Below are 23,510 nucleotides of genomic sequence, written 5' to 3'. Positions count from 1 at the left end.
GCACCGCCGCAACGTCAAACGCGCTAAGCTGACGCCATGAAACTGCCATGGTTCACCGGGCCACGAGCGCCCGGCCCTGCCGCCGCCGACAGTTCGGCACAGGCCACGACATCGCTGGGCGCTCATACCAAGACGACCGCACCATTTGTGCTCAAGGAAATAGCGCCGAGCAAGATTATCGGCATTGGCGTCAACTATCGCGCGCACGCCGCCGAGATGGGCAAGCCTTTGCCGAGCGAGCCCTTGATGTTTCTCAAGCCACCCTCGGCGCTGCTGGCACCAGGCGAGCCGATCGTGCGCCCCATGGCCTATGAGCAGGTTCATTTCGAGGGCGAATTGGCGGTGGTGATTGGCAGCAAATGCGTCCGCGTTGCCGCCAGCGACGCGCTGGCGCACGTGGCGGGCTATACGTGCATGAACGACGTCACGGTGCGCGACTTGCAAAAAAGCGACGGCCAGTGGGCGCGCGCCAAGGGCTTTGACAGCTTTGCGCCCGTCGGCCCCGCGATCGTCGCGGGCCTTACGCCCAACAACCTGTCGATCAAGACCTTCGTCAACGGCGTCTTGCGGCAGGATTCAAACACCTCCGACATGGTGTTTGACGTCGCCGCCCTGATTGCCTTTGCCAGCCGCCATATGACCCTCATGCCAGGCGACATCATCACCACCGGCACGCCGGCGGGCGTGGGCAACTTGGCGCCTGGTGACGTGGTCACCATCGAGATCCAAGGAATCGGCGCGCTCACCAATCCCGTGATCGCGAGCGCGTCGCCCGTATGACCAATATCGTGCTGGGCTTGGGAGGTAACGTCGATGCCGACGCCGCGATCATCGCGCGCTTTGACGCGGTGGCCGACGCGATGGCCGCGCTGGGCGAGGTGACGCGGTCGTCGCTGTATCGCACCGCGGCGGTCGGCGGCCCGCGCCAACCCGATTATATTAATGCGGCGCTATTAGTCCGGTTACCGGACACACTGGAGGTGCCGACGCCAGCCGACTTGCTGCTGCGCACGCGGCAGCTCGAACATGCGCTCGGCCGCGATCGCGCGCGCGAGCTGCGCTGGGGCCCGCGCACCATCGATATTGATATTTTGTTGTATGGTCACCAAACCCTCGACCTCGACGTCGGCGGCAACCCGCTGACCGTGCCACACGCGCGCCTGCTCGCCCGCCGCTTCGCGCTAGAGCCGACCATTGAGCTGCTCGGCGATGGCTTTATTCATCCCGTCAGCCGGCGCACGCTCACCGCGGCGCTGGCGGCGACGCTGGATCAGATGGTGTCGCGGATGGGGCCGTGGCTGCCCCCGGCCGATCGCGCCACCATCGTCGCGCCTGCTCGATGACGGCGGTGCGCGGCAGCTCGCGTGGCAGCGATTCAAGGAAGACGCGGCCATATTGCTTGGTCACCAGGCGCGGATCGAGCACCGAGATGAGGCCGCAATCGTCGCTGGCGCGCAGCAAGCGGCCGATGCCTTGCCGCAGCGCGATGGCCGCGTCAGGCAGCGCCTGGCCGGCAAATGGATCTTCGCCCCGCTGCTCGGCGAGGCGTGCGCGGGCCTGCGCTACCGGCTCGGTTGGTGGCGCAAACGGCAAGCGATCAATGATCACGTGCGACAACGCTGCGCCCGGCACATCGACGCCCTCCCAAAATTGCCCCGTCCCGAGCAAGACCGATCGCGGCACGGCGCGGAATTGATCGAGGAGCTGTGGGCTCGGCGCCTCGCCTTGCACGAGCAGCGGATAATCGACGTGCGTCCGCAGCCACGCCGCCGCCGCCGCGAGCGAGCGATGGCTGGTAAACAGCGCAAACGCGTGACCATCGGTGATGGCGAGCAGCTCGGCCAAGCGGCGCAGGGCCGCCTCGCCAATAGCCTCAAGCCCTGGCGGTGGCAAGTCGCGCGCGATGTAGAGCAGCGCCTGCGTGCCGTAGTCAAACGGCGAGGGCACGAGCAGCTCGCGGGCGTCGTCAGCAAACAGGCCCCAGCGCTCGCGCACGAACGCAAAGGATTGCTGCACGGTAAAGGTGGCCGAGGTAAAGATCGGCGTTGCCTGCGGCTGCCGCACCACGTGACGACCGAGCACGTCGCGGACGTCGATGGGCGAGGCGCCAACCGTGACGCCCCGATCTCGCTGCGCCCAATACACATAGCCCGGGTCGCGTTGCTCGTGCAGCAGCGCCAAGTCGTCGCGCCACTGCGCCGCGCGTCGCACCGCGCCGAGGATGGCCTCGCTGGGCGCGTCGCCCGCCGCGCTCGCGGCCTCGACGTAATTGTCCGACCACCGGACAAGCTGATCGAGCGCGGTGTCGAGCGCAAAGTAGGCGGCTTGTACGGCGCTGGCCGCCATGAAGCCGGCGGGAAGTTCGAGGCGATCAACACGATCGCCTCGCTCGCCACCGCTCGCACTCGCGGCCGCGGCGACCTGAGTCAGCCTCACCGCATACGCCGCAAATAGCTCGCGAAACGCCGCCTCGGCATGGCTAAGGTGAGGCAGCGCGCCGGAGGCACCCTGCCCGTTCGCTGCGCTAAACAAATTCGGCGCCGCCTCTGCCGCGGCACGGCGCAGGAACTCAAAGACCTCAGGCGCAAACAGGCGGCGCGTGAAATGCTCGGTTGCCACCTCTTCAAGCCCATGCGCTTCGTCGAAGATCACGATGTCGTGATCGGGCACGACGCGCGCGGTCTGGCTGCCGCGGCGCCGCAACGACAGATCCGCAAAATACAGCGCGTGGTTGACGAAGATCAGCTTGGCGCGCTCGGCCTGCCGCCGCGCCGCGGTGACAAAGCAGGTCGAACTAAACGGACACTTTGCGCCAAGCCGCGCCTCGGCGGTGGTGGTGACGTCCCTCCAGCGCGGATCGCCTGGCGCGCGCCAGGTGACCTCGGCAAGGTCGCCCGTTGCGGTGCTGGCATGCCACGCGCGCAAGTCGTCAACCCGCGCGACCTGGTCGGGCTGCCGCCCCAGCACCGCGAGCGCAAAGCGCCGCTGGCAAACGTAATTTCCAACGCCCTTGAGCACCTGATGCGGCACCGGCGCTAGGCCGAGCTGCCATAGGCGCGGCAACTCGCGTGCGACCAGTTGATCTTGCAACGCCTTGGTCGCCGTCGCGATGACCACGCGCTTGCCGCTGAGCACCGCGGGCACCAAGTACGCCAGGCTCTTGCCGGTGCCCGTGCCGGCCTCGACCAAGAGCGCCTGCCGCGCTTCGATGGCCTGCGCCACCGCGACTGACATTTCGCGCTGGCCGGCGCGCGCGGACAGGCCTGTCGCCACCGAGGGCAATTCGTCCCAGGCCGACCACTGCTGCGCGACCTGCTCCGCGAACGTTGCCATCCGCGCCCACTGTAGCTCAGCTTACGGCCAGACTACAGCACGCGTACGCGCACGCGCACCGGGCGGCGACGCGCTGACGTGTGATTGGCGACCTTGGCTGGCGCCACCGCGTGCTCGCGCCCCCGCCCGACGTTGATCAAAATGCCCGCGAGCACCATGGTCGCCAAGAGCGACGAACCGCCGTAGCTGACAAATGGCAGCGTAATGCCCTTGTTGGGCAGCAGGCCAAGCACCACCGCCGCGTTGAATAAGGCCTGCATCGCAAAGAGCATGGTGATGCCAAAGGCCAGATACGACGAGAAGACGTCTTTGGCGCGCAGGGCGGCGCGGGTGCCGCGCCAAATGAGCACCACAAAGAGCAGCAGCACCACCGCGATGCCGAGAAAGCCGAGCTCTTCGCCAATGGGCGCGAGAATAAAATCGTTATGCGCCTCGGGCATGTAGCCTAGCGACTGCCGTCCGTTGCCCAGGCCGGCGCCCCAAAAACCACCCGAGCCCATCGCGATGCGGGCCTGCAAGAACTGATAGGCCTCGCTGTCGGAAAACGCCTCGGGGTTAAAATACGCGAGGAAGCGCTGCATGCGCCAGGGCGTGCCGACGATGAGCTGATAGCCCACCGGCAACGCGACGAGCACGGCGGTCATAATGTACGAAATGCGCGCGCCCGCGATAAACAGCATGCCGAGCGTGGTGGCGCCTATCACCACCGACGAGCCTAGATCCGGCTGCAGGAGCAACGCGCCCATCATGACCGAGGCAACGATGAGATGCGGCACAAACCCAATGGTGAAGGTCTCGATCTTGCTCGCCTTGCGCGCGATCGAATGCGCGAGGTAGACGATGAGCGCGAGCTTGGCGACCTCGACCGGCTGAAATGACAAGGGCCCGAGCAGAAACCACCGCTTGGCCCCGTTGATGCGCGGCATCACCAGCACCGCGAAAAGCGCGGCGATCGCGAAGAAGAGCAGCGGATATACCGCGCGGCGCAGCCAGCGCAGATCTAAATTGGCCGCGATCCACATGCCCACGCCACCGACGCAAAGCCACATGAGCTGGCGGGTGAGGAAGTAGTTGCCACCCGCGGCCGACGACAGCGCGGTCGACGCAAAGATCTCGATCGTGCCGATGAGCAGCAGCCCGAGCACGGCGCCGAGCAGCCAGGTGTCGAGCGGCTTGTCTTCGGCAATACGCGGCGCGGCCACGGGTCCGGCCGCGGGGCCCTCGTGCGGCAAGATGGGAATGCTATCGATGAGTTCGAGCAGCTCGGCCTGCGCCAGCGGCGCCATGGGGAGGGCGTTGTCAAACCGCTGCACGCCGTCAAGGCGCTCTACGCTCCGAGGTGGCAATTGTTGCGGCGACCTGTTCGACGATTCCGCCGTCGGCGTCACGCCCGGCATCGGCGCGGGGGTGCCCACGACCACCGCCGCGCGTTGCTGGCGAAAATCAGTACCGGTGCCGGCGGCGCGCACGCGCGGCCTCGTGCTGCGCTTGGCGCGAGCGTTGGCCAGCGCAAGCTCAAGGGGCGTAGGTGCCTCAGCCGTCGGCAGCCCCCGCGAATCGTGATCTCCTCGCGGATCGGTGCCGGCTGGCCCCTGGGTTGGCATCGAGCCAGTATCAGGAGCAACCCCGATCGCGGCAAGTTTTTGGCTAGGCGGGCTGGCCCTCAGTCACAGCGTACGCCCCCGGCGGCGACGATGGCCTCGCGAAAGACGCGTCCCCGGTGGCCGAAATTTTCGAACATGTCGTAGCTAGCGCAGGCCGGCGATAACACCACCGCGTCGCCTTGGCCGGCAAGATCGGCCGCGACTGCCACCGCCTCGTGCATGGTGGCGGCGTGGCGCACGGGATACGCGACGCCAAAGTCGCGCGCCGCCTGCTCGATGATCGGCGCCGCCTTGCCGATGAGCACCATGCCCTTGCAGACCTCTGCGAGCGCCGACAGCATCGGCTCGTAGGACCCGCCCTTGTCGACGCCGCCGGCGATGAGCACGAGCGGTCGCGGAAAGCCGCGCACCGAAGCCGCGACGCTGGCGACATTGGTGCCCTTGGAATCGTCGTAAAACCACAAGTCGTCTTTTTTGCCGACCAGCTCCATGCGATGCGGCAGCGGGCGATAGCTGCGTGCACCTTGGACGATGGCCTCGCGCGAAACCCCGGCGTGGCGCGCCGCCAAGTACGCCGCCATCGCGTTCTCCAGGTTGTGATTGCCGACGATGACGAGATCATCTACGGGCAGCCGTTCCTCCGCAGGCAAATTGGGCACGCCGTAGCGGAGCACGAACTCGCGCCGATCGGCCGAAAGCGCCGCGCCGCGCGCCACCTCGGCACCGGGCCGCGAATCAAACGCTTGCGTCAGCGCGCGATTGCTCGCGGCCTCGCGCATGGTCCAGGCGTCGGCGGCATTGGCGATCGCAATGTCGCTTGCGAGTTGGAAATCCCAGACGCGACCCTTGATGTGCGCATAGTGTTCGATGGTGCCGAAGCGATCGAGATGATCTTCGGTGACGTTGGTGAGCACGCCGATGTGCGGGCGAAAGCTGGTGCAATGCTCAAGCATGAACGCGGCGATCTCGACGACGATGAGGCCGCCGGGGGCGTTGGCCGGGTGGGCGACAACGTCGATCATGGGCATGTTGCCAAGGTTGCCGCCGCAAAACGTCGGTCGGCCGCTCGCCGCGCACAACGCGCCGGTGAGCGCGGTGGTGGTCGATTTGCCATTGGTGCCGGTGATCGCGATCAGCGTCGCCTCGGGGTGCAAGAAGCGATACGCCAGCTCGATCTCGGCGATCACCTCGGCACCGGCGGCGCGCGCGATGGCAAACGCCGGCAGGTTTGGTACGCCCGGCGAAAGCACGACCAGGTCGGCCGCGGCGAACACCTCATCGGGATGGCCACCCGCGGCCCACCTCACCTCGACATCGGCCAGTTGTGCGCGCGTGGCCGCGAGGGCGTCCAGCGGCTTGGCGTCATTGGCGATGACGTGCGCACCTCGGCTGGCACAGAACCGCACGAGCGCGACGCCGGTTTGCGCCATGCCGACAACGACGACGCGCTTACCGCGCAGCTCCATCCCGCCCGCCGGCGCGCCGGCAATCCTCATGGCAGGTGGATGCGCCCTTGCGTGCCTACTTGGTGACAGCTATTGCAATCACCCGTATTGGCCGCGGCATTCATTGGGGTTTCATCGGGGCACTTGCTCGCCTTGGTGGTGAAGGGCGCCGCGGCAACGATTTCGAGATAGAAATTGCCGTTGGCGGCGGTGACCACCTTGCGGGTCGCCGGTCCGGTGACCAGCACGATGGTTGCGCCGCTGACCGCCTGCGTGCCGTTGGCATCATTATAGAGCGTGCCCGAGGCATAGAACGTCGGCGCACCCGCGCCGGTGTTGCCGAGCAGGTGGCAGCCGCCTACCTGGCAGTTTTCCCCAGGATTATGATGCCCGTTGACGGGCGTTTGGGCCGGTTCGCAATTGGCTTGGCTGCCGTCACCTGGCCCGTCGCCCTGGGGTCCATCGCCGCTCGCATCGCCGGCGGCATCCGAGGTTACGCCCGGTGGCGTTGAGTCACCCACCACGCAGGCGCCTGCGGCGAGCCAGCTCAGACCTAGAACGACGCTTACCGCAAGCTGCTTACTCATCAGCCTGCAAGCCTATATGCAACCGCGACAAAACGCCATGAGCCCGGGCGGGCACGCTTATCTGGCTGATTTTCATTTGATTTTTCGCAGGCGTTGCGGCTCCGCGCGCGCCGCCGGCGAAACGTTGCCCGTAGCCCAAGCACCCCCGTGCATTTCATTAGATCGATGGCGGTTGCGGCGCGTTGAAATCACCATGCCTAAAACAAAGTCTCCTGACGCTTCGCCTCTAGCACCCTTAGCCTCTCCCCGACCGCGTTCGCGCGTCTTGTCGTCGGCGCTTGTCATCGGCTCGCTGCTCGGCTGCGGCGCGCCTTCGGCGGCCAGTGCCGATCGCTACGCGATCCAATCTGGCGGCCAGAGCGCGCCCTACTACGACGAGGCGGCGATTGCCACGTTCGACGTCGATCTGGTCGACGCCTATGGCGCGGTGCTGCCGACGTTTCATCACCGCGGCAAATTTTACGTTATGGGGGACATGGGCGGTCGTTACGCCATTCGGGTGCGCAATCCACTCGGCCAACGCGTCGAGGCGCTCATCAGCGTCGACGGCCTTGATGTCATCGATGGCGAGGCCGGCGACCTGCGCAAGCGCGGCTACATTATTGAACCGTACAGTGATGTCACCGTCGACGGCTTTCGCACCTCGATGAGCGATGTCGCCGCGTTTCGCTTTGCCAGCGTTGGCGCGTCGTACGCCGGGCGCAAGGGCAAGGCGCGCAACGTCGGCGTCATCGCGGTTGCGATCTTCGCCGAACGCCAGGCGCCGCGGCCAAGGCCGCCGGTGTATGTGCCACAACCCGACTACTATTCTGAAGAAGGCTACGGCGGGCGCCACGGCAAGTTGAAAGATGATCGCTCGTCGCGCGACGAGGTGACGGCGCGACCTTCGGCGCCCTCGAGCACGGGCGCGGCTGGGAGCGGCGTCGCCAAATCCGAAGCCGAAGCGGACGGCGCGTACGACGCACCTTACGATCGCCAACCCGAACCAAAGAAACGCAGCGGCCTTGGCACCGAGTTCGGCGAGCAACGCTACTCATCTGTGACCTATGGACAATTTCATCGCAACTCAACGAGGCCATTTCTCACCACCGAGATCCGCTATAACGATCGTCAAGGCCTCATTTCTGCCGGCGTGCTGCCTCGCCCACGGCCGTATCCAAGCGAGACCTACCTGCGTGAAACGGCCAACCCGTTTCCTGGTGACCACGCCTTTGCGCGACCACCGCGCTAAGGCGCCACGTTACTCGCCGGCGGGCACTTGTCGTACGGATTCTTAATGTCTTCGACGCAGCCGCCAAGGCGAATCATCGGACACGACAGCGATTCCATGCTGCCGTCAAACGCGATTGCGGCGGTGCCTTCGGCATAACCAAACATTTGGCACGTGACCGTGCCGCGCGTGCCATAGGGCAGCTGGATGGTGACGCCGCTGGGCCCGCGATACGCCCGATCGAGATAGATGTTGCCGCCCTCGGGGTAGGTGTAGACGCGGACCGATACCTTGGCGCGCGCGGGCACGTTGGGTAGCGTCGTCGTCACGGGCGACGCGGTTGTGCCGGGACGCGTCGACGGTGGTTTCTTAGGTGTCGGCGTGACTGCCGCAGGTGTCACGGCCGCGCCATCGATCGCCGCATCTGCGGCGCCGCCTGGCGTGACGGCGACGCTTGGCGCAGCGACGGCAAGGTCACCCGGCGTGTTCGCGCTGGCGACGGCGGTGGGTGATGGTTGGGCTACCTGCGCTGACTGGGCCGCGCGACGCTGCGCCCACAGCGCCCATCCGCCAACGCCAAAACCGATTGAGATCAAGGCGAGCGCAAACCACATCGCGGCGCCCCCACCGCGGCGCGGCGTGGGGCGATGGCCATCTAGGTCAGGAGCCATCATGCCCGGTGGCAAACGCATGGATTTGGACGCCGAGGCCTCGCCGCCGCTGAGCAGCGCCACCGCCGGCTTCACGCGTTCCAAGGCAAGCGCAAATTCTTCCATGGTCGCAAACCGCGCCTCCGGCTGCTTTTCGCAGGCGCGTTCAATGACGGCGATGAGCTCCACCGGCACGTTAGCGCGCAGGCCCGCAATGGACGGCAGGGGGTCAAAGAGCTGCATCGCCAAGGTCCGCATCAACGTGTCGCCGCGAAACGGCATGCGCCCCGTGATCATCTCAAACATGATGATGCCGAGCGCATAGATATCGACGCGGTGATCGACATCGGCCTTGCCGGCGGCTTGCTCGGGGGCCATGTATTCCGGCGTGCCCATGATCGAGCCGGCGAGCGTGAGCCGCGGCTCGGCGGCGGCCTCGGCATCGCCGATTGCCGTCAGCTTGGCGACGCCAAAATCCACGACCTTGACAAAATCGCTGCGGCCATCGCGCTCAACGAGAAAAATATTTTCCGATTTTAGGTCGCGATGAACCACGCCCTTGGCATGCGCCGCCGCGAGCGAGCGCGCGACTTGCTGCGCGATGTCGAGGGCTCGCGCCAAGTCTAGGGCGCCGCCCTTGACCGCGCGATCGAGCGTCTGTCCCTCGAGCAGCTCCATCACCGCGTACGCGACGCCATCGGGGCTCGTGCCAAAATCCGTCACCTCGACGATGCCCGGGTGGCCGATGCGTGATGCGGCCTTGGCCTCGCGCAAGAAGCGCTCCACCACCTTGGCATCGCGCGCATACCCTCGGCGCAAGATTTTTAGCGCCAGCGGGCGCTCGATCACGTTATGCTTGACCGCGAACACCACCCCCATCGCGCCTTCGCCAAGCTTGCGCAGCAGCTTGTAGCGGCCATCGAGCGTGGTGCCAATCAGCGCGTCGTATTCGGCAAACGGCAGCGCCGGCGCCGCCACCGCCGGTGGGTCTTTGGCGACGTAAGCCGCGGGCCGGCCCGCCTGTTCGGCCGCGACGCTGGCGCGCGAGACTAAGACCTGTGCCTCCGGCTGCGCCACTCGCTCGATGATGGGTTGCGAGGCGCGCGCCACCGCGGCGGCGTGCTTGGCGTCATGCGTGGCCTGTGCCGATTTCGCGATCTGCTCGGCTAGCGCGGCACGCGACAGCTCGGGCTTGCGATCGACTTCGGTCACGACGTCCGCGGTGGCAAACTTCGCACGCGGCCGCGTCGGCACCGGCGCGAACTCGTCTGGATCGAGATAGGTCGGCGCGCTGGTTAGCTCGGCTGGCACCAACTGCAGGCCATCAAATGGACAAAATCCCGCCTCACTAAATCCGCGGCCGCACGTGGGACACAGATGAGGCGCCACGCATCACCATTGCACGTCGGCGGTGAGGCCAGCGTAACCTGGGCCCGCTTGCGGGTTGATCGCCACGCCGCCGACGTCGATGACGGCGCTCGACGCTGGGCCCTTGTCGCGAAACGTGCGGTAGATGGCGAGCGCTAGCGTCACGCCCGCGCCGCCAAACATCACCTTGGAGCCAATATCGAGCGTCTTCTCTGCCGTCGTTGCCTTGAGCCCAAATTTTTTCTCGGGGTCGACGCCGTCGATTTCAGCCTGGTCAATGTCGTCTTGGGTTTTGCCGGCCTCGACGTAGGCCCAGTAGCCGCCGCCCGCCAACGCCACCGCCACGATGTAAGCGACCACCGCGTCACCGCGCTTAGGTTTTGGCGCCAACGTCACCTTCACAAAGGTCTCGGTCTTGGGCTGGATGGAAATGCGTTGGCTGTAGGTTTTGAATTTCTTGCGCGCCACGGCGACCTTGCGCGCGCCCTCGGGCACCGCCTTGCGGCACGGGCCGCGCTCGCAGAAGAGCTTGCCGTCGACATAAATGCGCGCGCTTTCGATGCCGGTCCCGCGAAAGTTGAGATAGCCAACCGGCGAACCCTTGAGCGTCGCTGTGACTTCTTGATCTTGGCCGCGAATGATTTCGACCTCAGCGGTGAACTCGTCGTAGCCCTCGGCGGTCACCCACACCTTGTGCTTGCCGGGCGGCAGCTCGCTGCGATAAGGCGCCTTGCCCACGGGCGCGACCTTGTCGTCGATGTAGACCACGGCGTCGGGAATGTTTGCCTTGACCGCGAGAAAACCGAGATAGCCGGCCTCGGCGAGGCCAACTGGCACGTAGTAAAAGCGCGTCGGATCGAAATCGAGTTCTTTTTCGTACGGCTTGTAGCCATCTTTTTTAAGGGTCAGCACGTGCTTGCCTTCGATTTGGCCCGACCACGGCGTTTTGCCGAGCACCTTGCCATCGAGCAAGATGGTGGCGTCTTGCGGCGTGGTTTCGATGGTCACGCCGCCCTTGGTTTTTTGTTCGCCGAGTTGTTCGACTTCTTTTGATGTGGTGGCCGGTGCCTCGGCGGTAGCGGCCGGCAGGGCCTTGAGCCGCGCCGATTCGGTTTGCAGCACGGCGACGATTTTTTCGACCTTCGCGCGATCGGCGGCCGCCTTGTCAGCGTCGAGGTATTTCTTGTAATACGTAATGGCCTTGTCGTACGCGGCGGCGTCGGCCTTCTTCTTGCCCTTCATGTGCTGGGCCGCGGCGGCGTTATAGAGAAACTGCGGAAACGGCCGTGCCGAGTACGCCTTGAGAAAGCCGTCGCTGGCCTCGTCAAATTTCTCGGCGACGTAATCCGCCTGCGCTTGATCAAACGCCTGCTGCGCTTTTTCCAAATCGTTGGAGGCGGCCGCCGGCGCGGCGCCGAGCGCCACCGCAAACACACCGCAAACAAATACCGTCATTAACCGCGAAAAGTTCATAGAGTTCTCCGAGCGATTAGCCTATCGCTTCCCGCGGCTAGTCGCCAGTTTCGCAAGTAAATTCCGAGGTTTGCTCTGCCGCTATCGACGCCGGCGGAAACAGAGAGTCACCTACAGTAGACGACTTGCGGCCGCGGCGCTTGGGGGATGCGTCGGCACCGCGCGGCAGCGGCGCCTGGGCACTCACGTGAATGCGTTCCTGGAGCGCGGTGACAGTCGCGGCGAGGCCGAGGCGGTCCGCAGCGGCGCCGGCATAGATGCTAGCGTAGGCCAAGCCGCGCTGGGTCGTCTGGCGCAAGACCGCTTCGGCGCCTGACGCTTCTTCGCGAAGCTTGCTCAGCGTGGCAGCCGCGGCTGCGACCTCGCGGCTTAGGCTTCGATACGCCTCGGCCTGTTTTGCGAGGGTTTCGCGCGAGACGTCTGGAAACGATATCCCTTTCAAATCATTATTGAAAAGTTCGATAACCGCCTCGATTTCCGGGGCCAGAGAAGCAGCGTCTTCGCAATGTTGGTGTATTTTCATATTGAACATAGGTTCAGTAACGCAGCCTGAACAAATGGTCAAGTTATTGGCGCATAAGGCGTCGAGGTCGCGACGAACTGCACATTGTCGCTAACCGGCGAGCGCGTCGTGCGGCAGGCGTTGGCGGCGACGTCGGTGTCTTCGTAGCCAATGGCGATGCCAAATATGATCGCCTCGTCGGGCGAAATTGGCAGGTGCTTGCGCAGGGCCTGTGGGTAGTGCGCGAGCACCGCCATCGCGCACATGTCGATGCCGAGCGCCGAGGCGCTCATCATGAGCATGCCGAGCCAGATGCCGATGTCGAGGTTGGCATAGGCTCCAAGGCGCTTGTCAACGCTGACGATGGCCACGTGTGGCGCGCCAAAAATTTCATAGTTGCGCATCCAGGCGCGCAAGCGGCCTTCCTTATCGTCGCGCGCCACGCCCATCGCGCCATACAGCGCGCCACCGCACTGGCGGCGATGCGTCGCATACGGTTCGGGGTACACCAGCGGAAAGCTGACGTCGGTGTTTGGCAGGCCCGCCTTGGCGCACGACACGATCTCATCGGCGACGATTTGGGTCAGCGGCGGCATCGTGACGACGACGCGCCACGGTTGGATGTTGCACCACGAGGCCGCGCGTTGCGCCAGCTCGAACCATTCCGTGAGCTGCGCCTGCGTCAGCGGCTCAGGGCGATAGCCGCGCACGCTTTTGCGCTGCAGCAGATGCTTTCGCATTGCCTCGACGGCGGGCTCATCTCGCAACGGCGGGTTCATGATGGCCTCCCGGTCGGCGTGGCAGCCTCGTCGGCCTCGCGTTCGCGGCGCACCCGCCACAGCTCGCGAAAGCGATAGATGCCGGTGCCGTGCTTGTCGGAAAAATGAATGTTGAGGCCGTAGTTGCCGATGAGGTTCATCGCCTCGACGCTTAGCTCGGCTGGCACCGACGCTGGATCGAGCAAGCGCTCGCCAGTGGCCTCGGATTGGCAATGAGCGCACGTACAACGCAGGCGCAGATCGCGCGCTTCCCATACGTCGCTGGGACCCTCTTCCCAGACTAGGGTTACCGTGGTTTGGCCGAGGCCAATAATTTCTGCGGGTACCGCCATGGCCGACGTGTAGCACGCAGACCGTGGCCGCGAAACTCGCCGCGCCGCCGCCGCCGTGATAGATGGCTATATGCCGCAAAAACCGCGCAAAAAGGGCATGCCCGAGCTGTTCCCGCCGCGCCTGTTTGCGCCGCTGGCGCGCCAGTCCGAGGTGGAGCGCAAGGCGGCCAAATCGGAGCGCCGGGCGGCGCGGCGCGCGCCATGGGAGCCGCGCCTTCCCGAGGCGCCTGCGGTAAAAGCCAAGCCCGCGGCAAAACCAACTGCGGCGGCGCCGGCGAAGGCGACCAAACTCGCGGCATCGTCGTCGGCCAAGCGCAAGCCCGCGAACGCCGCTGGGCCGCAGTCGGCTTCGCCCCGGCCATCGTTCGGCAAGGGCCCACTCGCCACCCCCGACGCGCGCGATACATTTATTCCGCGCGACAAGCGCCGGCGCGCGCTGTCGATGGCCGAGAGCCGCGGCCGCATGATGGAGCGCGGTGATCGCACGTGGTCGACCTATGCCGCCTCCGCGTTGCGAGCGGCCTCGATGGATAGCGATCATGCGTATGCGTACACGCACGGCTTTCACACCTATCCCGCCAAGGCCCATCCGGCAAGCATTGCCTATCTGCTGCGGCGGGTGCCCGAGGCGGCGGGGATCAAAAGTAAGCCGCTGGTGCTCGATCCATTTTGCGGCTCGGGCACCGTGCTGGTCGAGGCGCGCGCGCTTGCGATGCCCGCGCGCGGCTTTGATCTAAACCCGCTCGCCGTCGCGCTCGCCAGCGTTAAGACGACGGCGGCAACCCATGCCGAGCTCGAGCGCATGGTCGACCGCGCGCGCGCAATTACCAATGCCGTTGTCGCGGAAGGCAAGCAGGCGCGTCGCTCCGGCTATCAGGCGCCCACGCACCACCACGCCGAGGCGCTGTCGGCGCGGCATCGCAACAAGCTGCTCGCCGAGTGGTTTGCGCCGCACGTGCGCCGCGAGCTCGAGGCACTCGCCGCGCGCGTCGACGAGCTTGCCACCAAGCATCCGGCGAGCGCCGACGTGTTTCGCATGGTGCTCTCCGCGATCTTGTACAAGGTATCGCGTCGCACGTCGGACACCGACCCGACGCCAAAAGAAAAACAAATTGGCCGCGGCTCGGTCGCGCGGCTCTTCTTGGCCAAGTGCGATGAGCTGTCGCGCAGCATCGCCGAGCTGCCGCCGCGCGGCGACGTGCAAGTGCGGGCGCATGACGCGCGCGAACTCGCCGCCGTCATTACGCCAGGCAGCGCGACGCATATTATTACCTCGCCGCCGTACCCCGGCACCTACGACTACGCGCACCACCACGATCTGCGCTTTGCCTTCCTGGGCCTGCCCGCCGGCGCGTTTTCCACTCGCGAGCTTGGCAGCCGGCGCTCGTTTAGCAAGGCGCCCACCACCGCGCTGCAGGCGTGGCGCGCCGACACCAAGACGGTGCTCACCGCGCTAAGCGTCGCCTTGGCGCCCGATGGCTTTGTCGCGCTCATCGTCGGCGATTCGCTGGCAGGCGGCAACGCGGTGTTCGCGCTCGACGAATTGCCGCTGCTCTTGCCGACCTCGCTCGTCATCGTCGCCAGCGCGTCGCAAGAGCGGCCCAAGCTCGGCAGCGCAGAAGGCCAGGCCTTTGGCGATCGCATCAAGGGCGAACACATTGTCATCTTGCGGCACCCCGCGAAGGCGTAAGCCGCGCTGGAATGCGCCGCCCTCGTTTTGACAGGTGCCACCAAATACCCTAGGTTCCCGCCGATGGCCGCTTTAGACGATGTTGGCAAACCCGCCGTGGTGCTGCTCTCGGGCGGCCTCGACTCCACCACCGCGCTCGCGATGGCGACGAAGCGCGGCTTTGTCTGCCACGCGCTCACCGTGCGCTACGGACAATTGCATGAGGTTGAGCTCCAGGCCGCGGCGCGCGCTGCCACTGCATGGAAGGCCGCGGCTCACCGCGTCTTGCAATTAGATCTGGCGCCCATTGCCGTATCGTCGCTGACCACCGCGAGCATGAGCGTGCCCAAAGATCGCTCGATGGTCGACATTGGCGCGCCCGGCGACGTGCCGAGCACCTACGTCCCTGCGCGCAATACCGTGCTCCTTTCGCTGGCCTTGGCATGGGCGGAAACGCTTGGCGCGCGCGATATCTTCCTCGGCGTAAACGTCCTCGACGCCAGCGGCTATCCCGATTGTCGCCCGGCGTTCGTACAAGCGTTCCAAGCGCTGGCTCAGGTCGCGACCCGCAGCGGCGGCGTACAGATTCACGCGCCGCTCATCGACATGACCAAGGCTGACATCATCCGCGCCGGTCTCGCGATCGGCGTCGACTACGGCCAAACCCACTCCTGCTACGATCCGGGCGCCGGCGGCGGCGCCTGCGGCCGCTGCGACGCCTGCCAACTCCGCCGCAAAGGTTTTGCCGACGCGGGCATCGCCGATCCGACACACTACGCCTAACACCTTCGGATCAAGTAAGTCAAAACGTCCGCGGCGCTTCCACAACGCATAGACCTACCGGCAGGTGGCGCACGTTTCTTCCGCGAGCATAGATTGCAGGGCAGTGTTTTTGGCACTGACGGATGTGGATACCACAGCCGTCTCGCTGCGCCCCGGAGGAGTGCTATCTGCGAGCAGGAAGACACGTGCGCTCACCTGCCGGTCCACACTCTATCTGCGAGCAGGAAGATACGTGCGCCCACCTGCCGGTCCACACTCTATCTGCGAGCAGGAAGATACGTGCGCCCACCTGCCGGTCCACGCGCTATCTGCGAGCAGGAAGACACGTGCGCCTGCCTGCCGGTCTGTGCCGAGGCACTAGCGATTAATAATGTGCACGGCCTCGCCGAGCGCGGCGGCGGTGGCTTCGCGCATGGCCTCGGCCAGCGTTGGGTGCGCGTGGACGGTGAGGTTGACGTCTTGCGCCACCGCGCCCATTTCGATGGCGAGCGTGCCCTCAGCGATGAGGTCCGATGCGCCGTTACCGACGATGTGCACGCCCAAGATTTCTTGCGTCTTGGCATCTAAGATCACCTTGGCAAAGCCGTCGGTGTCGTGGACGCTCACCGCGCGGCCCAAAGCCGCAAACGGAAACTTGCCGACTTTAACGGTAAGTCCCTTGGCCTTGGCTTCGTCTTCGGTAAGGCCGGCGCTGGCGACTTCCGGATCGGTGAAGACCACGGCAGGAATCGTACGCACGTCAACCGCGGCGCGATGTCCGGCGATGACCTCGGCCACCACCTCGCCGTCCTTGGTCGCCTTGTGCGCCAGCATCATGCCGCCGATGACATCGCCGATGGCGTAGATATTAGGCACGTTGGTGCGCAGTTGGTCGTCGGCGATGATGTAACCGCGCGCGTCGAGCTTTACGCCAACGGCTTCGAGGCCGAGGTTTTCGCTGTTGGGGCGACGGCCGACGGACAACAAGATTTTATCGGCATCGATCGTCGCGCTCTTGCCGTCCTTGAGTTCTACGGTGAGCACGGCGCGGTCGCCCTTGTCTTCCCAGCCCTTGGCCTTGGCGTCGAGCATAATCTCGACGCCGAGCTTGGCGAGTTTTTTCGCCACTACCGCGACGCAGTCTTTGTCCATGGCGCCAAGCAAGCTGCCGCTCGCCTCGACGACGGTTACCTTGCTGCCGAGCTTGGCGTAGACCGTGCCGAGCTCAAGGCCGATATAGCCGCCGCCGATGACGATGAGGCGCTTTGGCACTTCCTCTAGCGCCAGCGCGCCGGTGGAATCGATGATGCGTTTTTGATCGACCTTGAAGCCGGGGATTTCCATTGGCCGCGAACCGGTGGCGATCACCACGTTCTTCGCGATCACCGTGTCTTCGCCGCTCGCGGTCTTAACCGCCAGGCGAAAGCCATCGGGCCCAGCGCTGACAAACCGTGCGTCGCCATTTAGCATGTCGCACTTGTTGCCCTTGAGCAGCTGCTGCACGCCGTTTTTCATTTTAGTGACGACGCCACCCCTTCCACGCCTGCATCTTTTTCATGTCGATGACCGGCTTGCCGACCGTGATGCCGAGGTCGTCCGCGTGGCCGATTTTTTCAAACGTTTTGGCGGCGTGGATCACGGCCTTGGACGGGATGCATCCCACATTGAGGCACACGCCGCCCCAGTATTCTTTCTCGATGACGGCGGCCTTAACGCCGAGTTGGCCGAGGCGAATACCCGTGGGATATCCACCAGGTCCAGCGCCAATGATAACTGCGTCAAATCGATGTTCCGCCATAGTCTCTCCCGCTTAAGTTGGGCCAGAGATAGCAGATTTCGCCACGCCCATCAGCAAGAAGGTGTAACCTTATCAGGTGATTCTCGGACGACTATGCGTCGTGATCTTGCTGTGTTGCGGGCCAAGTTGCTACCGCGCACCGTCAGCCAGTGACCTCGATCCGGACGCGGCGCCCGATGGCGGGCCCGATGCGCAACCGGATTCGCCCGATGATGCGCCAGGCGACGGCAATCCAGATGCGCCACCGGACTCGCCCACGGATGGCCCTGGTTGTTCCCCTGCGTGCAGCGCCGACGACACGCAGCTGCTCACGTGCAACGGAAACGCGCCAGGCCCAACGATTGACTGTGCCATCGCTTGCGGTGACACGCCATCACCCCACTGCTTACAGCCGATCTTGTCCAACGACGTCGAAGCCGGTATTCCCGCGGGCATCGGGGCACTGGTGACGAGTTGTGGCGGCGATAAGCTAGTCTTTTTTAGCGATGGAAAAATTACCCAGGCTTCCCGTCACGATTCGCAACGCCGGCGCTGGCTTGGATAGCGGCATCGGGTTTCATTCCATTAGCGGCTTGTCGGTATTTTCGTTCAGCTCGCTCTCACTAACCGATTGCGAGATCTCCGCAGATGGCAATCAACCGTTGGCATTGGTGTCGCTTTCAACGATGACGCTGGATTCGGTGCGCGCGCAGTTTACCGGATCGCTCAACGGCTCAGGCGTGGTCAGTTCCGGACTTTGTGCATCGGGAGGCAGCGACGATGGGAGTGGCGGCGGCGGCGCGGGCGCTGCCACCGTTGGCGCCAAGGGCGCTGAAACCGCCCTTGGTGGGGGCACCTGCGCTACGCCGTTTGCTGGGCCGAAGACAGGCTCGGGTGGGGGTCCCGGCCTGCAAGTTAACGGCATCCTGGCGAACCGCGGCGGGCCGCCCGGTGGTGCGCTCCAGCTGTCCGCGCGTTATCAAATCTCAATCTCCGGCAGCTTTTCATTTGGCGGTGGTGGCGGCGAAGGCGCGAGCGACAATGAGCCAGGCGGCGGCGGCGGCAGCGGCGGCACCTTGATTGTTGAAGCCAATGTGGTCGAGTTTGATGGTCGTGTCTACGCCAATGGTGGCGGTGGTGGCGGCACGGTAAGCGGGGTGCCCACGGATGGAGAAGACGGCCCGGACGCCCTCGGGCCGCTGACGGCACCGGTCGGATTTGCTTTCGGTGGCCTTGGCAGCTCCCGCAATGGCAACAACTTCTACCCTGCGACCGCGGGCACCTCGGGCACAACTGGTGGCAGCCTGAACATCTTGCGCGGCGGCGGCGGCGGCGGCCTTGGCTTTTTCCGCATCAACACAAACAGCCTCACGCTAGACCCCGCGAGCGTCGTCGTCTCCAACTATTCAACCGCGGCGCTGCCGCTGCAATAGCCCGCACTATTTTAGGGCGGCGGCTTGCTCGAAGAGCAACCACGTCGGCGTCTCGAAGACGTCGTCGATAATCGATGAGGCCGGCGGCGCGGCGGGCGCGGCCTCTTGGCGGGCGATGGCGTCGCGCACCTCTTGCTCGACGGTGGCGGCGAGCACTGCGGCCTCGCCGGGCGCGAGGTAGCCGCGCGCTTCGAGAAACGTCTGCATGCGCGCCAGCGGATCCCGCTGGCGACGCCACATGTCGGTGACGGACTCATCGCGATAGCGGGTTGGGTCGTCGCTCGAGGAGTGCGCGCTGACGCGATAGGTGAGCAGTTCGATGAAGGTTGGGCCCTCGCCGGCGCGTGCCTTATCGAAGGCGTATTTGCAAATATCGTGCACCGCGAGCACGTCGTTGCCATCGGCGCGCAGCGACTCGATGCCGTAGCCAAGGCCCTTAAGCGCGATGGTGTCGGCCGCGGTTTGTTCGTTGCCGGGCGTCGAGATCGCCCATTGATTGTTTTGGCAGATGATGACCGCAGGCACCTTGAACACCGCGGCAAAATTCATCGCCGCGTGAAAGTCGCCCTCGCTGGTGCCGCCGTCGCCGATATAGCCGACGGCCACCTTGCCCAGGTCGCCCTTTAGCTTCATCGCCATCGCGATGCCCACGGCGTGCGGCAGCTGGGTCGCGATGCACGACGACATCACAACATAGTTATGCGCCCGATCGCAGGGATGACACGGCATCTGGCGGCCCTTAGTTACATCCTCGCCGTTGCCGTAAATTTGCGCGATGTAGCTATCGAGCGTCATGCCGCGTTGCAGGCCAACCCCCGCCTCGCGCAGCGCCGGCACGATCCAGTCGTGCGGCTCGGTGGCCGCCGCAGAGCCGACGATGGCGGCCTCTTGCCCCACGGCCTCGCCGTAAAAGCCGATGCGGCCTTGGCGTTGCAACGCGATGAGCCGTGCGTCCATAACGCGTATGCGAAGCATGCCGTCAAAGAGCGCGCGCAGTTGGTCGCGATCGAAATGCGCGACGTCGTTGGCGTCGGCGGTGCCGTCCTCGCCCAAGATGCTAAATAGGCCGCGCGCCTTGGCGTCGGCGTCGCCATTAAAGTAGGCGAAGGCGCCGACCATGGTCGCGTCGGGTGCGAGCTCTTGCACGGCGTCGGCCATGACGGGCGCTCCCTACACCATTTCCAAGAACATGGTGGTGGGGTCTTCGAGCAGCGCCTTGACGTCTTGCACAAACATGGCGCCGTCCCAGCCATCGACCAGGCGGTGATCGAGCGAGATCGACAGATTCATCATCCAGCGAATGACGATCTGGCCATTACGCACCGCGGGGCGCTCTTGCAGGTTGTGCACGCCGAGCACGCCAACCTCAGGAAAGTTAATAATCGGCGTCGCGTGCAGGCCACCGAGCTTGCCGAGCGACGAGATGGTGAAGGTTGAGCCGGTGAGGTCCTCGCGCGTCGCGGTGCCTTTTTGCACCGCTTCGCCAAGTCGTTGCACTTCTGCGGCGAGATCAAAGATGGACCGTTTGTCCGCATCTCGGACATTCGTCACGACCAGGCCGCCAGGCCCTTGTGCGGCGATGCCGATGTTGTAATAGCGCTTGCGGACGATTTCTTGCGTCTGCTCGTCGAGGCTGGCGTTGAGGTTGGGCCATTTTTTAAGGCCCGACACGACCGCCTTGATGATGAACGGCAAGTACGTCAGCTTGACGCCCTTGGCCGCGGCTTTTTCTTTCGCGCGATCGCGCACCGCCACGAGGTCGGTCATGTCGACCTCTTCGACGTAGGTGAAGTGTGCCGCGGTGTTTACGCTGCGCGACATGGATTCGGCGATTTTTTACGCAGACCGCGAAATGGCACGCGCTCTTCGTCACCGCCTTTGGCGATCGCGATCGGCGCGTAGCCGATGGCTGCCGTTTTGCCACCGCCGTTCGTGGCGCCGCCATCCGCGACGCGCTTGACGTCGACCGCGGTGACGCGGCCATGCTTGCCTGTGGCCTCCACGGCACTTAACTCGACGCCGAGTTGCCGCGCCATGCGGCGGGTCGACGGCGTCGCGAGCACGCGTGCGCCGCCTTTGGAAAGATCGACGACTTCGATCGCGCTGCGCGATGCGGGCGGGGGAATTGGCGCCGCCGCTGCTGGGGCCGCCGCGTGCGCCGTCGCCGGCTTGCTCGCGCTGCCGCCTTCTTCATCGATGACGAGCAGCACTTGCCCAACCGGGCACACTTGGCCGTCGCCGTAGTTGATCTTGGCGATGGTGCCTGCGCGCGGCGAGGGAATTTCCACCGTCGCCTTGTCGGTCATGATCTCGACGATGGGTTGATCCATACGGACCTTGTCGCCAACTTTGACTTTCCACGCGACGACTTCGCCTTCAACGACGCCTTCACCAATATCGGGGAGATGAAATTCAAAGGCCATAGCTCACCACTCCAGGGTCTTGCGGATCGCGGTCAGCACGCGGTCGGCGTTGGGCATGTATTCGTGTTCGAGCGTATACGGAAACGGCGTGTCGAGCCCGGTGACGCGCAAGATCGGCGCCTCGAGATATTCCATCGCGCGCTCTTGGATGCTGGCGATGAGCTCGGCGCCAAAGCCGCAGGTGCGCGGCGCTTCGTGCACGATGACGCAGCGCCCAGTTTTTTTCACCGACGCCAAGATGGTGTCGATGTCGAATGGCATCAGCGTGCGCAAGTCGACGAGTTCCACCGAAATGCCGGCTTCGGCGGCCTTCTTGACGGTTTCTTCGCCGATCGAAACCATGCCGCTATAGGCGAGCAGCGTGACTTGGCTACCCTCGGCGACCACGTTCGCCTTGCCAATCTCCAGCGTGTATTCGCCTTCTGGCACCTCGCCCTTGGAAGCGCGATAGATGCGCTTAGGCTCCATAAACAGCACCGGATCGTTTTGCCGCATCGCCGCGAGCAGGAGGCCTTTAGCGTCATATGGGTTTGACGGCGCGATGATCTTGAGGCCTGGCGTGTGAATAAACAGAGCCTCGGGCGATTGGCTGTGATAGTGACCGCCGCGAATGCCGCCGCCCACCGGCGTGCGGATGATGACAGGGCACGGATACTGGCCGCCCGAGCGATAGCGAAACTTCGCCAGCTCGTTGACGATCTGATCAAAGGCCGGAAAAATAAAATCGGAAAATTGAATCTCCGGCACCGGCCGCAGGCCGTACAGCGCCATGCCAATCGCGGTGCCGATGATGCCGTTTTCGGCGAGCGGCGTATTGATGACGCGGTCGGCGCCGAACTCGTCAAAGAGCCCGGCAGTGGCGCGAAACACGCCGCCAAACTTGCCGACGTCTTCGCCAAGAATAACGACGCGGGGATCGAGCTTCATCTGCGTTCGCAGCGCGTCGCGAACGGCTTCAAGTAGATTCATCGTTGCCATGGTGATCTCCGTAGGTGCTCGCGAAAATTAATGTTGATGCGGCGATTTAGTGCGGCCCTGCGCCATCAGCCATTCTTTTTGCTCGCGCAAATGCCATGGCATTTCTTCGTAGACATCTTCAAACAGGGTATCGAGATCGGGCGGCGGCAGCGCTTCGGCTCGCGCCATGGCCTCGGTGATTTCGGTGTTGTAGCGCTCGGTCAGCGCTTTTTCGTGCGCCTCGCTCCACAGCCCTTCGAGCTTCATATAGTTGCGCAGCCGGTTAAGCGGATCGCGTTTGATCCACGGCGCGGGCTCGTTTGGATCGCGATACACCGACGGGTCGTCTGAGCTCGAGTGGCCTTCGACGCGGTAGGTGAGCATTTCGATCAGCGTTGGGCCCTCGCCGGCGCGCGCGCGCGCGGTGGCCTCGTTCATGACTTGCAGGATGGCGAGGATGTCGTTGCCATCGACGCGAATGCCCGGCATGCCGTAGCCGACGCCCTTGCTGGCATAGGTCTTGGCGGCGGTCTGCGTGCTGCTCGGCACCGAAATCGCCCAGCCGTTGTTGCGGCAGATGAAGATCGCCGGCGATTTGTAAGCCGCCGCAAAGTTGAGCGCGACGTGAAACTCGCCGGTGGAAGACGTGCCCTCGCCGAAGTAAGCGACCGCGACGTCGTCCTTGCCTTGCAACTTGGCGGCGTGCGCCACACCCGCGGCTTGTGGAATTTGCGTGCCAACCGGTGAGCTGACGCTGACTAGGTTGAGCCAATTAGCCGAGTGGTGTACCGGCATTTGCCGACCCTTGATTGGGTCTTGCACGTTGCCAAAGAGTTGGTTCAAAAACATGTCGAGCGTGTAGCCGCGGTAAAACCACGCGCCCTGCTCGCGATAACTCGGAAATACCCAATCGCTGGGGCGCAGCGCCGCGACCGCAAAGTGCGTCGCCTCTTCGCCGAGCGACTTCATGTAGAAGCCGAGCTTGCCTTGGCGTTGGATGCGCATCATGCGGTCGTCGAGCACCCGCACCATGAGCATCGTGTCGAAGATTTTTTTGAGGGTCTCGGGCGCCACCTTGGGCACGGTGACCCCCGGGAGCACGTTGCCGTTGTCGTCTAAGACGCGGCGCAGTTCTTCGCCGTCGATAGGCGAACGCTGAGAGTCCCCGCTAAGCGTTTTGGTGGCTACCATTGGCAGCCGGTTTAC

Annotated in this window: 19 protein-coding genes and 2 pseudogenes; 7 read left to right on the top strand and 14 right to left on the bottom strand. The window is 64.6% G+C overall.

The features are described 5' to 3' along the window. Positions 1–36: 36 nt before the first annotated feature. Positions 37–780 (top strand): fumarylacetoacetate hydrolase family protein, encoded by a 744-nt coding sequence (locus IPL79_14350; GenBank protein ID MBK9072164.1) that lies wholly within the window; start codon positions 37–39, stop codon positions 778–780. Beyond that, positions 777–1,343: a 2-amino-4-hydroxy-6-hydroxymethyldihydropteridine diphosphokinase gene (gene folK / locus IPL79_14345; protein ID MBK9072163.1), complete on the top strand. Its 567-nt coding sequence runs from the start codon at positions 777–779 to the stop codon at positions 1,341–1,343. Before IPL79_14350 ends, folK begins: the two co-directional genes overlap by 4 nt. On the opposite strand, the gene IPL79_14340 is transcribed toward folK, so the two are convergent. From IPL79_14340 to IPL79_14325, 4 genes are read right to left on the bottom strand one after another with little or no spacing between them, the layout of a single operon-like run. After that, positions 1,243–3,333 carry an ATP-dependent DNA helicase gene (locus IPL79_14340; GenBank protein ID MBK9072162.1) on the bottom strand — a complete coding sequence of 697 codons (2,091 nt, stop codon included), beginning with the start codon at positions 3,331–3,333 and terminating at the stop codon, positions 1,243–1,245. The genes folK and IPL79_14340 overlap by 101 nt on opposite strands. Before the next feature lie 32 nt (positions 3,334–3,365). Continuing rightward, entirely contained in the window at positions 3,366–4,937 is a 1,572-nt protein-coding gene (gene ftsW, locus IPL79_14335) for a putative lipid II flippase FtsW (protein MBK9072161.1), read from the bottom strand. Between the two features lie 59 nt (positions 4,938–4,996). Beyond that, positions 4,997–6,433 (bottom strand): UDP-N-acetylmuramoyl-L-alanine--D-glutamate ligase, encoded by a 1,437-nt coding sequence (gene murD, locus IPL79_14330; protein MBK9072160.1) that lies wholly within the window; start codon positions 6,431–6,433, stop codon positions 4,997–4,999. Next, complete coding sequence (locus tag IPL79_14325; protein MBK9072159.1) at positions 6,430–6,969, bottom strand: hypothetical protein; 540 nt, start codon at positions 6,967–6,969, stop codon at positions 6,430–6,432. Before IPL79_14325 ends, murD begins: the two co-directional genes overlap by 4 nt. 265 nt (positions 6,970–7,234) lie before the next feature. On the opposite strand from IPL79_14325, the gene IPL79_14320 reads away from it, so the two are divergent. Continuing rightward, a complete protein-coding gene (locus IPL79_14320) occupies positions 7,235–8,200 on the top strand; it encodes a hypothetical protein (protein MBK9072158.1) in 966 nt (321 codons plus the stop codon). Here the strand turns inward: IPL79_14320 and IPL79_14315 are convergent. Genes IPL79_14315 through IPL79_14295 form a run of 5 tightly spaced genes read right to left on the bottom strand, consistent with a single transcriptional unit; the run spans position 8,197 to position 13,283 of the window. Beyond that, entirely contained in the window at positions 8,197–10,218 is a 2,022-nt protein-coding gene (locus tag IPL79_14315; GenBank protein ID MBK9072157.1) for a protein kinase, read from the bottom strand. The genes IPL79_14320 and IPL79_14315 overlap by 4 nt on opposite strands. 3 nt (positions 10,219–10,221) lie before the next feature. Beyond that, positions 10,222–11,652, bottom strand: coding sequence for a PEGA domain-containing protein (locus tag IPL79_14310; protein ID MBK9072156.1), 1,431 nt, complete (start codon positions 11,650–11,652; stop codon positions 10,222–10,224). A 55-nt stretch (positions 11,653–11,707) separates the two neighbouring features. Then, entirely contained in the window at positions 11,708–12,193 is a 486-nt protein-coding gene (locus tag IPL79_14305) for a hypothetical protein (GenBank protein ID MBK9072155.1), read from the bottom strand. A 38-nt stretch (positions 12,194–12,231) separates the two neighbouring features. Beyond that, positions 12,232–12,951, bottom strand: coding sequence for a nitroreductase (locus IPL79_14300; GenBank protein ID MBK9072154.1), 720 nt, complete (start codon positions 12,949–12,951; stop codon positions 12,232–12,234). Beyond that, on the bottom strand, positions 12,948–13,283 hold the full coding sequence (locus IPL79_14295; protein ID MBK9072153.1) for a DUF971 domain-containing protein: 336 nt from the start codon (positions 13,281–13,283) through the stop codon (positions 12,948–12,950). The genes IPL79_14300 and IPL79_14295 overlap by 4 nt, the downstream gene beginning before the upstream one ends. A 70-nt stretch (positions 13,284–13,353) precedes the next feature. Between IPL79_14295 and IPL79_14290 the strand changes: the two genes are divergently transcribed. Both IPL79_14290 and queC read left to right on the top strand, forming a co-directional pair. Next, positions 13,354–14,973, top strand: a complete 1,620-nt coding sequence (locus tag IPL79_14290; GenBank protein ID MBK9072152.1) for a hypothetical protein — start codon at positions 13,354–13,356, stop codon at positions 14,971–14,973. Positions 14,974–15,036: 63 nt separating this feature from the next. Continuing rightward, positions 15,037–15,735, top strand: coding sequence for a 7-cyano-7-deazaguanine synthase QueC (queC, locus tag IPL79_14285; protein MBK9072151.1), 699 nt, complete (start codon positions 15,037–15,039; stop codon positions 15,733–15,735). Positions 15,736–16,092: 357 nt separating this feature from the next. Here the strand turns inward: queC and lpdA are convergent. After that, positions 16,093–17,512 (bottom strand): annotated as a pseudogene (gene lpdA / locus IPL79_14280) (dihydrolipoyl dehydrogenase). Positions 17,513–17,588: 76 nt separating this feature from the next. On the opposite strand from lpdA, the gene IPL79_14275 reads away from it, so the two are divergent. After that, complete coding sequence (locus tag IPL79_14275; GenBank protein ID MBK9072150.1) at positions 17,589–18,056, top strand: hypothetical protein; 468 nt, start codon at positions 17,589–17,591, stop codon at positions 18,054–18,056. Then, complete coding sequence (locus IPL79_14270) at positions 17,998–18,924, top strand: hypothetical protein (protein ID MBK9072149.1); 927 nt, start codon at positions 17,998–18,000, stop codon at positions 18,922–18,924. The genes IPL79_14275 and IPL79_14270 overlap by 59 nt, the downstream gene beginning before the upstream one ends. Positions 18,925–18,930: 6 nt before the next feature. Here the strand turns inward: IPL79_14270 and IPL79_14265 are convergent, their stop codons facing one another. The 4 genes and pseudogenes from IPL79_14265 to IPL79_14250 all read right to left on the bottom strand — a co-directional run bounded on the left by IPL79_14265 (position 18,931) and on the right by IPL79_14250 (position 23,495). Further along, positions 18,931–20,082, bottom strand: a complete 1,152-nt coding sequence (locus IPL79_14265) for a hypothetical protein (GenBank protein ID MBK9072148.1) — start codon at positions 20,080–20,082, stop codon at positions 18,931–18,933. A 12-nt stretch (positions 20,083–20,094) separates the two neighbouring features. Continuing rightward, positions 20,095–21,347, bottom strand: a pseudogene (locus IPL79_14260) (2-oxo acid dehydrogenase subunit E2). A gap of 3 nt (positions 21,348–21,350) precedes the next feature. After that, complete coding sequence (locus tag IPL79_14255; protein MBK9072147.1) at positions 21,351–22,325, bottom strand: alpha-ketoacid dehydrogenase subunit beta; 975 nt, start codon at positions 22,323–22,325, stop codon at positions 21,351–21,353. Between the two features lie 27 nt (positions 22,326–22,352). Continuing rightward, positions 22,353–23,495, bottom strand: coding sequence for a thiamine pyrophosphate-dependent dehydrogenase E1 component subunit alpha (locus IPL79_14250; protein ID MBK9072146.1), 1,143 nt, complete (start codon positions 23,493–23,495; stop codon positions 22,353–22,355). Positions 23,496–23,510 lie beyond the last annotated feature (15 nt).

Source organism: Myxococcales bacterium, assembly GCA_016716835.1.
Lineage (GTDB): Bacteria > Myxococcota_A > Polyangia > Haliangiales > Haliangiaceae > JADJUW01.
This window is presented reverse-complemented; position numbering and strand designations above follow the sequence as displayed.